Here is a 10,611-nt window from a genome sequence, read left to right on the forward strand (position 1 = left end):
AGGGGTGCTAGCCCCTGAACCCTTCAGTCCCTGTACCCCCACGCCTGGGCCAGTTCCCTCAGGCGTGGGGGGAGTTCGACGTCCGGGTCGGCGGAGCGGGCCGACTGGATGCGGCCGGACTTGATGGTGCTGGACCAGTCGCCGAGCTGGGGGCGGAAGATGCCGTGGTCCTTGCTGCCGTAGTCGAGCATGCCGGGCTCCCAGGGGACGCCGAGGTGGTCGCAGATGCCCCGGGTGACCTTCTCCGGCTCGGTGGTGAGCTCCTCGTAGGTGATCACATGGGGGGCGAGGTTCAGGCGGGCCTCCTCCAGCTTCTCGCTGTAGTCGAGTACCTCGGCGCGGACGGCTTCGTGATCGGGGTCGGCGCGCCGGTCGGTGAGGGATGTGACGACCGCTCCGGGGTGGCGCAGCAGCAGGATGTAGCGGGCGTTCGGCCAGCATCGCCGCAGGCGGGGCCAGATGAGGGTGTTCGGCGGGGTCTTGTCGACGATGATGTCCTTGCCGCTGCGGGTGATCTCCAGGTGCAGCACCCGGTCCCACAGCACGTGCTCCAGCTCGTCCTTGTCGAGGTGGAGCGCCCGCATGGCGTCCGCGGTGAAGTCGCGGGACAGGTTGACGTGCACCGTGCGCAGGTGCATCTCGTGCGGGGCGCGGATACGGCTGTGGCTGTTGAGCAGGACGCGCAGCAGGGTCGAACCGGAGCGCACCGACGACAGCACGAAAACCGGCGAGTCCACCAGCCGGGGGGCGGGCGGGGCGGCGTAGGTGTCGGCCGCCGGGCGCGGGGCGGGGATGGCGTCGAGGTTCCGGCGCGGTGGACTGACCGCCTGCATCACCAGCCTTCCGCGACGCTTCAGGCCCTTGCCGATCGCAGCCATACGCGGGTCTCGCACGGTGACACCTTTCGTTCGCGTTGTGCATTCCGCATCCCAGGGGGAACGGGCGAACCTCAGGTGTCCGGTAGGCGAACCGGCCTGCTCACGGGCGTCCACATACCGCCCGTGAGCAGGCCACTCACCGGTTTCTTAAACTTTCGTCAGAATCGGCCGACTCCGCGGTAGAGCTCCAGTTCCCCTTCCAGTTCCACGGCCAGCACCGTGGCGTGCGGGTCGAGGTCCGGCGCGGCGGGAGGCTCGATCCACAGGACGCCCGGTGTCTCGTGGAGGCCGCCGGTGACCCGGTGGGCCAGTTCCGTGCCGCTGTCGAGCACCGAGACCCCGCGGACCTTGCTGAGCAGTCCGCGCACGTTGATCTCGGCGCGCGGGACGTCGAAGAGGATCAGGTAGAGGGTGCGGCGGTCCTTGGAGAGGGTGCTCGGGCCGTAGTGGTGGCCCGGCGGCAGCCCTCGTTCGGTGCCGTACACCGCCTCCGCGTGCCTGGCGATCCAGTCGCCGAGCCCTTCCAGCCGCTGCGCCTGCTCGGCCGGGATCGTGCCGTCCTCCCGCGGGCCGACGCTGAGCAGCAGGTTGCCTCCGCCGCCGATGGTCTCGGTGAAGTAGCGGATCAGCTGGTCGACCGACTTGTGGTTGTGGTCGTGGTGCTGGTGGCCCCAGGAGTCGTTGATCGTCAGGCACAGCTCCCAGGGGCCCTCGGGCGCAATGACCGGGGCACCCTGTTCCGGCGTCGCGTAGTCGCCCTCGCCGAGCATGCGGGCGTTGAAGACGACGTCCGGTACCTCGGAGCGGATGAGAGCGGCGAGTTCGGGGATGCGCCACTGTTCCTCGCTGCGGTCCCACTCGCCGTCGAACCACAGCAGGTCCGGCTGGTAGCGGGAGGTCAGTTCGCGGATCTGGCCGTCGCGGTAGGCGAGGAACCTCTCCCATGCCTCCAGGTCCTCGTCCTCGGCGGCGACCTCCGAGTAGCGGTTGTCCTCCAGCTCCGGCGGTCGGCCCGGCTTGCGGGTGGAGGCGTAGTCGGGGTGGCTCCAGTCCGAGTGCGAGTAGTACAGGCCGACCTTGAGGCCCTGCTCGCGCAGGGCGTCGGCGTAGCCGCCGATCAGGTCGCGGCCCACGTTCAGGTCGCCGTGCGCCGTGTCCCACAGGGCGACGCCGTCGTGGTGGCGGCTGGTCAGCACGGCGTACTTCGCGCCGGCCCGCGCGAAGAGCCTCGCCCAGTCGCGCGGGTCGTAGCGGGAAGCCGTGAAGCGGTCGAACTGGGACATGTACTGGTCGTACGGGACGATGTCGTCGTAGAACGACCATGACTCCTGGACGCCGTCGACGGCGTAGATGCCCCAGTGGACGAAGATCCCCAGCTTGGCGTCGGTGAACCAGGGTTGCATGGCCATGGGTCAGCCCCTGCGCAGACGCAGTGTCAGGATCTGGAAGGGCCGCAGTTCCACGGGAACACCGCCGCCGCCGTCCACGGGCGCCTCCTCCAGCGGCCGCTCCAGCAGGTCGGTGATCTGCGCGCCGGCGAGCGGGAAGCCGGTGTGCAGGACGCCCCGGGCCCGGCCGCCGCGGGACTCGTAGAGCCGTACGACGACGTCGCCGGAGGCGTCGTCGGCGAGCTTGACCGCCTCCACTGTCACGCCCTCGCCCTCGGCGGAGACGACCGGTGTGGGAGCGCCGGCCGCGTCGGCCACCCGGAGCGGGAGGTTGAGGGCGTAGCCCTCGGCGACGGCGTCCCCGATGGTCGCGCCGGGGAGCAGCGCGTAGGTGAAGCGGTGGCGGCCCTGGTCGGCCTCGGGGTCCGGGATGCGCGGGGCGCGGACCAGGCTGAGGCGCACGGTGGTCGTGGTGCCGCCGTCCTCGCGGACCGTGCGGGAGACGTCGTGGCCGTACGTCGAGTCGTTGATGACCGCGACGCCGTAGCCGGGTTCGCCGATGTGCACCCAGCGGTGGCCGGAGACCTCGAAGCGGGCCGCCTCCCAGCTGGTGTTGGTGTGCGTGGGCCGCTGGATGTGCCCGAACTGGATCTCGGCGGAGGAGTGCGGGGCGCGGATGTCGACCGGGAAGGCCGCCTTGAGGATCTTCTCGGTCTCGTGCCAGTCGATGTCCGTCTCGATGTCGATCCGGGGGCTGCCGGCGCGGACGGTGATCGTCTGGGTGATCTTCGAGCCCTTGCCGAAATCACGCTCGACGCGGATCGCGCCGATGAGCGGGTCCTGCTCGACGACCGTGACGGACGAGGCGTCGAGGAGGTCCGTGTAGCGGTTCTTGTAGTGCTTGTCGATGTCCCAGGCGTCCCAGTAGTTGGGCAGGTCGGTGTGCAGGCGGAGCAGGTTGCCCTGGTCGGCCAGGACCTCGCGGTTCGCGCGCAGATCGCGGACCGACGACAGGGTGCCGTCCTCCGCCACCTCCACGCGGACCAGCCCGTTGTCGAGCACCCGGCCGTTCACCGTCACCGGCTGCGGGGGCTCGGCGGCGGCGAGGGGCGCGGAACCGCTCGCGGGCACCTCCACGTACACCGGTGCGCCGTCGGCGGTGCGGACCACCTCGGCGCGGTCGTAGGGGCTGGTGTTGAAGACGCGGGTCCCGCCGGCGCCGAGGGCGGCCACCGCCTCGGCGGTCAGCGCCTGGAGCTCGCGGGCCACGCGGGCGTACTCGGCCTCGGCCTCGCGGTGGACCCAGGCGATCGACGAGCCGGGCAGGATGTCGTGGAACTGGTGCAGCAGCACCGTCTTCCAAAGCCGGTCCAGCTTCTCGTACGGGTACGTGTAGCCCGGCGCGTGCAGAGCCGCCGTCGTCGCCCACAGCTCCGCCTCGCGCAGGAGGTGCTCGGAGCGGCGGTTGCCCTGCTTGGTGCGGGCCTGGGAGGTGTAGGTGGCGCGGTGCAGCTCCAGGTAGAGCTCGCCGACCCAGACGGGCGCGTCCGGGTACTCCCCGCGGGCCTTGGCGAAGAACTCGTCGGGGTGTTCGACGACGACCTTCGCGGACCCCTCCAGGTCCGCCAGCCGGCGGGCGCGCTCCATGATCTCGCGGGTGGGGCCGCCACCACCGTCGCCCCAGCCGAAGGGGGCCAGGGAGCGGCTGGCGCCGCCCTTCTCCGAGTAGTTGCGGACCGCGCGGGACATCTCCTCGCCGCTGAAGCGGGCGTTGTAGGTGTCGACCGGTGGGAAGTGGGTGAAGATCCGGGTGCCGTCGATGCCCTCCCACCAGAAGGTGTGGTGGGGGAACCTGTTGGTCTGGTTCCAGGAGATCTTCTGGGTGAGGAACCACTCGTTTCCGGCGAGCTTGGCGAGCTGCGGGTAGGCCGCGTTGTAGCCGAAGGAGTCCGGCAGCCACACGCCCTTGGTCTCGATGCCGAAGTTCTCGATGAAGAACCGCTTGCCGTGGATGAACTGGCGGGCGACGGCCTCGCCGCCGGGCAGGTTGCCGTCGGCCTCGACCCACATGCCGCCGACCGGCGCCCACTGGCCCTTCTTGACCGACTCCTGGATGCGGGCCCAGACCTTGGGGTAGTTGTCGCGCACCCACTCGTACTGCTGGGCCTGCGAGCAGGCGAAGATGAACTCGTCGTACTCGTCTGCCAGGGACGTGACGTTCGAGAACGTGCGGGACGTCTTGCGCTTGGTCTCGCGGATCGGCCAGAGCCAGGCCGAGTCGATATGGGCGTGGCCGACGCCGGAGATCGTGTGCGCGCTGGCGTGCGCGGGCTTGGACAGCACCGGCTTCAGCGCTTCGCGCACGGCGGCGGCGGAGCCGGAGACGTCGTCCAGGTCCAGCAGGTCCATCGCCCGGTCGAGCGCGTGCGCGATCTCGTGCCGGCGCGGGTCGTGCTCGCCGAGCTCCAGCATCAGCTCGCGCAGCACCTGGACGTCGAGGTCGAGGTGCCAGACCTCCTCGTCGAGGATGGCGATGTCGGCGCTGCGGAAGGTGTAGAGCGGCTTGTCGCCTGCGGTGAGGATGTCGCCGAGCGGGGTCGTCTTCGAGAAGTTGTCGGCGAGGATGTCCGGGTTGGAGGCGGCCTCGACCAGGTAGTCGACTGTCTCCCCGCCCTGCGCCGGGTTGGCGATCGCCACGTACTGGTTGAGCGGGTTGACGGCCTTCAGCGGGGTGCCGTCCGTGAGGTGCACCAGTGCCTCGGCCTGGTTGCCGGGCCAGTCGCCCACGAAGCCGAGGTCGATGACGGCCTCGACGCGGCGGCCCGCCCACTCCTCGGGCACCTGTCCGCGCATGCGGAACCAGGTGGTACCCCAGGGCGGGCCCCAGGGGGTGCCCATCGCGAAGGGCGCGTACGAGGCGGCGGCGGCCTCCTCGAACGGGACCGGCTCCCCGGGAGCCTGCCAGGCCTCTACCTCGAAGGGGACGGTCGCCGCGTAGATCGCGGACTTGATGCGCTGGTCGTGAAGGCGCTGCACGCGCTCCTCGATCCGGCGGCTTTCGTCATGCATGGGATGTCTCCAGGAAGCGGGAAGAGCGAGCAGGCGGGAAGCGGTAGGGGAAAGCGCTTACCGAGCAGCGTTCACCTAAGGTACGCCAGCCCGGGGTGGACGTCGGTGTAGCCCTCGACCAGCCTGCGGGCCACATTGACGGAGTCGACGAGCGGGTGCAGCGCGAAGGCCTTCACGGCGGTCGCGCGGGAGCCCGAGTCCGCCGCGGCCAGCACCTCGCGCTCGACCGCCTTGACCGCGCAGACCAGACCGGTGGCGTGGTCGGGCAGCGGGTCGACGGTGACGGGGTGGGCGCCGTTGGCGTCGACGAGGCAGGGGACCTCGATGACGGCGTCCGTGTCCAGGACCGACAGGGTGCGCTGGTTGCGCACGTTGAGGATCAGGGTCGTGCGCTCGTCCCGGGCGATCGCCCGCATCAGTGCGAGGGCCACCTATTGTGGCGGGAAAGGTGCAGGTCTGAACCCTCCGCTGCCGCCCTCTCCCTCGCGGTCGGCCTCACGACCACGGCCGCCACGCCCGGCCAGGCCCCCGCGGCTTCCGTTACGGCGGCCGCAAGCCCGCCGCCTCCGGACCGGCCGGCTGCCCCGTCCAGTTCGACGACAAGATCAAGGCCACCGCCGACCGCCGGGTCCAGACCGACCGCCTCACCCCCGGCCCGTCCTGGCGGACCAGCTGCGGCACCCTCTACCGCGCCGACGGCCGCGGCCCGTCCGTGGTATTCGAGGAGGGCTTCCGCCCCCGGGACGTGGTCAACGGCCAGTACGACCCGGAGAAGTACGTCCTGGTCAACCAGCCGTCCCCGGATGTGTCCGCCACGTACGACCACGACCTGTTCAAGAAGTGGAAGTCCGCCTTCAACTACTACGTCGACGCCCCCGGCGGCGTCGACGTCAACAAGACCATCGGCGACACCCACCAGTGGGCCGTTCAGCGGGAGGCCGCCTTCCCCGGCGGCATCGCCCGCGAGTACATCGTCGGCGTCTGCCCGGTCGACAAGCGGACCAGGACCGAGATCATGAGCGAGTGCGAGAGCAACCCGCACCACGAGCCATGGCACTGAGCAGCACCTCCGAGCCCGCCGGCCGGTAGCCGGCCGCCTGGAACGCCCGCAGACTACGGGCGTTCCCCGCCGCCACCTGAGCCCACACCGGTGTGCCTCCGGCCAGGTGCCGCCCCGCCGCCGCCAGCCGCCGCCCGAGCCCCCGGTGCCGTACCCCCTCGTCCACCTCGACCGCGACCTCCCACCGCCCGGCCACGCCACGGCCCAGCACGAGCACCCCGCCGTCCGCCGCCCACACCCGCACGTCGTCACGCCGCCGGCGTGCGGACGCCACCCGTGGATGGCCGGGATCGTCGATCTCCGTCAACGCGAGCGGAGGCTCCCCGGGCAGCGCCGCACCGGTCAGCAGCACGTCGACCGTGTCGGACGCACGGCCCGTCCGGTCCATCAGTGCCGCCAGGAAGCGGACGTTCATCGTGGCCGCGAGCCGGTCGCAGTCGGTACCGGCCAGAGTCCGGCGCACCCAGTCCGGATCCTCGTCCGTGAAGACGACCGAGTGAGCCGTGAAGGCGATCACCCCGGCGTCCCGGGCGGAGGGCTGGCTCACGATCGTCGTCCCGCCGTCCGCCGGCGGGAAGACGCCCCGGGCCGCCGCGTCGAGAATGTCCCGCAGGGTTTCCGCCACCGAGCCTCCTTGAGTCTCCACCCACTGGAAGGCCCAGACTCCCAGACATGATCGACGACGGCACCGGACTGCTCACCATCGGCGAACTGGCCCGGGTCACCGGACTGACCGTGCGCACCATCCGGTACTGGTCCGACGAGGGCGCACTGCCCCCGGTGGGCCGGTCCGCAGGCGGTTACCGGCTGTACGACGCCGCGTCCGTGGCGCGTCTGGAGCTGATCCGGACCCTGCGCGAACTCGGCCTCGGGCTGGCGGACGTCCGCCGGGTGCTGGCCGGTGAGACGACGGTCGCGCAGGTCGCGGCCGCGCACGTGGTCGCGCTGGACGCGCAGATCCGGTCGCTCAAGGTGACCCGTGCGGTGCTCTCGACGGTCGCGAAGCGGGGTTCCGGCACGGAGGAGATGACCATCATGAACAGACTGGCACGGCTGTCGGCGGCCGAGCGGCGGCGCATCCTGGAGGAGTTCGTCGACGAGATCTTCCACGGGCTGGACACGGCCGACCCGGTGATCCGTGAACGCATGCGGAACACCGCCGCCGACCTGCCCGAGGAACCGACACCCGAGCAGGTGGACGCCTGGCTGGAGCTGGCCGAGATGCTCCAGGACCCGGACTTCAGGGCCGAGATGCGCACGGCCGCCGAGTTCAACGCGGCCGACCACGGCCATGACGCGCCCGCCGGGGCGTCCCTGTGGTTCTCCCGGCGGCTCGTACAACTGGGAGCCCGGGCCCGCGAGCGCGGCATCGCCCCCGATGCGCCGGAGGCCGCTCAGGTGCTGCGCGAGCTGCTGGGCGACGCCGACCCCGCCACCGTGCTGGAGCGGCTGCGGTCGCACGCCACCAACCGGATCGCCCGCTACCGCGAGTTGCTGGCCGTCGTGAAGGGAACCGGGCCCGGCGCGGCGTACCGCGAGGAGTTCGCGTGGGTGGTCGCCGCACTGGAGGCGCATACGGGCAGTTAATCTGACCTGCGTCAGCAAGACGCAGAACACGAGAGTAGGGGCGGATCGGTGGCGGACATCGAGGAAGCACGCAAGCAGTTCGAACAGATCGACACGGATGGTGACGGATTCATCACCGCTGCCGAGTTCAAGTCCGCCCTGGCCCGGTCCGGCGACTGGAACGTCACCGAGTCGGTCGCCGAGGTCGTCATCAAGACCCGCGACCTCGACGGCGACAAGAAGCTGAGCTTCGACGAGTTCTGGGGCTACCTGAACAAGTGACGCCGGCGCTCCGGCGCTGCGAGGAGTGGGGCCCGGTCCGTCCGCGGACGAACCGGGCCCCTCGTCTTACCCGGCGTGGCCAGACGCAGGGGGCGGGACCTTATCGACGACCCCGGCTTGGACACCGTCGACGCGGGCGGCCTCGACGACTCCTGGCGGCAGCGGCCGGACACCTCGGTTACGGCTGGCCCCCGCTCCGCTGGTCCTGGTCGAGTGCCTTCGCGACGAAGGCGTCCAGGACGCCCGTTCCCACCGCCACCGTTCGGGTGCGGCCGCGCCAGTCGGTGACCGAGTGGGACCGGGCGGCCTCGCGGTGGGCCAGGACAGTCGCGCGGGTGCCGGTGCCCTCGCGCAGGGCCATCGCGGCCAGGGCGGCCCGCGCCCAGTCGCTCGCGCACGCCACCCACGGTGCCGCCGACCGCCGCAGCGGCGCGGGAAGGGTGCCGCGCACTCCCGCCAGGACCGTGAGGCGTTCGCGCAGGGCGCGTTCCGCGCCCGCGCCGCCGCGCCAGTAGGCGGTGGTGAGCGCGGCCAGCCCGGGCGCCCGGCGGGCGTTGAGCCGGGAGGCGTGGTTGACGTCGGCGAAGGCGCGCAGCGCGGTGAGCGCCTCGTCGTCGCCGGCCGCGAGTACGGCAAGGCCCGCGTCGAGCGCGGCGGCCGGCCGGTATGCCGCGGGGTTCCAGGTGTACGCGGCCACGGAGAACAGGGCCGGGCCGGAGGCGGCGGCCTGGTTCATGGGATTGGCCGTCAGGCCGCCCACCGCGCCGGGCAGGCCCAGCTCGCGTCCCTCGTACGGGCCGAGCAGCAGGCGGTCCGCCGTGTAGTCGTTGGCGGGGTAGTTGTCCCACACCAGCAGCGGGTGTGCGTACAGCCGGGCGGCCTCGCGGGCCTGCTCGGTGCGCAGCGCCGGAGACACGACGAGGGGGCCCGTCCACATGACGGTGATGCGGCGGTCCAGCGCGGAGGCCAGCGCGCTCTTGTACGCGCTCGGCCGTGTCCCGTCGTATTCGGTGGGCACGGTGATCAGCGGAGCGGCGCCGGGCCGGCTGTCGAGGAACCGGCGCTGGACGGCGTTCAGCAGGTCCGCCTGTGCGCGCCCGACCGCTCCTCGGCCCTCGCCGTAGACGGCGGCGTCGCGCGCGCAGTTCCAGCGGTTGATGTCGATGTCGTCCAGAGGCACCGCGAAGGCACGCACCCCGGCGTCCCACAGCTGGCCGAACTTGCGCACGAGCGCGGCGGCGTCGGAGGCGGAGGAGTAGCACACCGACGGGCCCGGCGAGAGGGCGTACACGAAGGAGACGTGGCCGGACGCCGCCCGCCGGGCCAGTTCGCGCAGCTCGGCGAGCTGGTTCTCGGGGTACGGGTCGCGCCAGCGGGCGCGCAGGTAGGCGTCGTCCTTGGGACTGTAGAGGTAGGTGTTGAGCTTCCAGCGGGCGGCGAAGTCGAGTTGCTCCAAGCGCTCCCGGTGCGTCCAGGGCTTGCCGTAGAACCCCTCGACGACGCCCCGGACGGCGGTCGCGGGCCAGTCGCGGATGCGGACGGCCGGCACAGTGGTGCGGGCCGTCGAGCCGACCGGGCGCACCAGCTGGGCGAGGGTCTGCGCGGCGTGGAAGGCGCCGGCCCGGTCCGTCCCGGCGAGGACGGCCCGGGGCTCGCCGTGGTCGGTGCCGACGGCGAGGACGTACCCGCCGGCGGGGAGGCCTGTCGGCGGCTGCACGGCGAAGGGTTCAAGGGCGTCCGCCGTGCCGTCGCTGACCACGGTGACCAGCAGCTCGCCGGACTTCGGCGCGTCCCCGATCCGGACCTGCCGGGCGCCGCCCGCACGCAGGCTGCGGACGACCTCCTGCAAGGTGGCCGGGTCCGTGCCCGCGTCGCCGTGTACGGCCGCGCTGGTGCCGATCCGCACCGCCTCCCCGCCCCGCTGCACCTGGCGTGGCGGCGGCCAGAGGGCGGGTGGTGCCGCCCGGGCGCCGTCGGCTGGAGCCGTACGGGTCGTGCCCCCGTCGGCCGGCGCGGCCGGGCTGCCGCCGTCGGCGGTGCAGGCGCGGGCGGACAGGACGCATACGAGGCCGAGTACGAAGCCCAGCAGCAACGCCGTCGGGACGCGGAACGCGCGCACGGCCTTCCCCCCTTGCGCGAGTAGTGGTGCGGCGAGGCCGACTCGCCGGGCCCGACCCGAGTATGACGGGGCGGCAGATGCCGGCGGGGCGGAACGCGGGAACGTCCGCCGGGGCGAGGTCAGTGCCCGCGCGGCCGCTCGTGAGTGGTGCGGGGCGAATAGTCAAATGCACCACTCAGTGCGCCACTTGGCGTAGACACTGCTGGTTGCAGCTCGTATTCAGATAATCGCGGGGCGCGAGCGGCCCTG

Annotated in this window: 7 protein-coding genes and 3 pseudogenes; 4 read left to right on the forward strand and 6 right to left on the reverse strand. The window is 71.9% G+C overall.

Features of this window, described 5'->3' with window-relative positions; translation table 11 throughout:
• Positions 1-23 precede the first annotated feature (23 nt).
• The 4 genes and pseudogenes from AOQ53_RS32435 to AOQ53_RS32450 form a co-directional block, all read right to left on the reverse strand.
• Positions 24-893 (reverse strand): sulfotransferase family protein, encoded by an 870-nt coding sequence (locus AOQ53_RS32435; RefSeq protein ID WP_059422700.1) that lies wholly within the window; start codon positions 891-893, stop codon positions 24-26.
• 143 nt (positions 894-1,036) lie between these two features.
• On the reverse strand, positions 1,037-2,287 hold the full coding sequence (locus AOQ53_RS32440) for an alpha-L-fucosidase (RefSeq protein ID WP_059422702.1): 1,251 nt from the start codon (positions 2,285-2,287) through the stop codon (positions 1,037-1,039).
• Between the two features lie 3 nt (positions 2,288-2,290).
• A complete protein-coding gene (locus tag AOQ53_RS32445) occupies positions 2,291-5,335 on the reverse strand; it encodes an alpha-mannosidase (protein ID WP_059422703.1) in 3,045 nt (1,014 codons plus the stop codon).
• A gap of 71 nt (positions 5,336-5,406) precedes the next feature.
• Positions 5,407-5,766, reverse strand: a pseudogene (locus tag AOQ53_RS32450) (family 4 glycosyl hydrolase); the annotation flags it as partial.
• A 3-nt stretch (positions 5,767-5,769) separates the two neighbouring features.
• Here AOQ53_RS32450 and AOQ53_RS32455 point away from each other — a divergent pair.
• Positions 5,770-6,395, forward strand: a pseudogene (locus AOQ53_RS32455) (ADP-ribosyltransferase).
• Here the strand turns inward: AOQ53_RS32455 and AOQ53_RS32460 are convergent.
• On the reverse strand, positions 6,349-7,020 hold the full coding sequence (locus AOQ53_RS32460; protein ID WP_059422705.1) for a GNAT family N-acetyltransferase: 672 nt from the start codon (positions 7,018-7,020) through the stop codon (positions 6,349-6,351). The pseudogene AOQ53_RS32455 and the gene AOQ53_RS32460 sit on opposite strands and share 47 nt — an antisense overlap.
• A gap of 47 nt (positions 7,021-7,067) precedes the next feature.
• Here AOQ53_RS32460 and AOQ53_RS32465 point away from each other — a divergent pair, with 47 nt between their 5' ends.
• The 3 genes and pseudogenes from AOQ53_RS32465 to AOQ53_RS46850 all read left to right on the forward strand — a co-directional run.
• Complete coding sequence (locus tag AOQ53_RS32465; protein WP_059422706.1) at positions 7,068-7,982, forward strand: helix-turn-helix domain-containing protein; 915 nt, start codon at positions 7,068-7,070, stop codon at positions 7,980-7,982.
• A 48-nt stretch (positions 7,983-8,030) separates the two neighbouring features.
• Positions 8,031-8,243, forward strand: a complete 213-nt coding sequence (locus AOQ53_RS32470) for an EF-hand domain-containing protein (protein ID WP_059422708.1) — start codon at positions 8,031-8,033, stop codon at positions 8,241-8,243.
• 93 nt (positions 8,244-8,336) lie between these two features.
• Positions 8,337-8,423 (forward strand): annotated as a pseudogene (locus AOQ53_RS46850) (NADP oxidoreductase); the annotation flags it as partial.
• On the opposite strand, the gene AOQ53_RS32475 reads toward AOQ53_RS46850, so the two are convergent.
• Entirely contained in the window at positions 8,422-10,362 is a 1,941-nt protein-coding gene (locus tag AOQ53_RS32475) for a beta-N-acetylhexosaminidase family protein (protein WP_059422709.1), read from the reverse strand. The pseudogene AOQ53_RS46850 and the gene AOQ53_RS32475 overlap by 2 nt on opposite strands.
• Positions 10,363-10,611: the final 249 nt, after the last annotated feature.

Source organism: Streptomyces azureus, assembly GCF_001270025.1.
Classification (GTDB): domain Bacteria; phylum Actinomycetota; class Actinomycetes; order Streptomycetales; family Streptomycetaceae; genus Streptomyces; species Streptomyces azureus.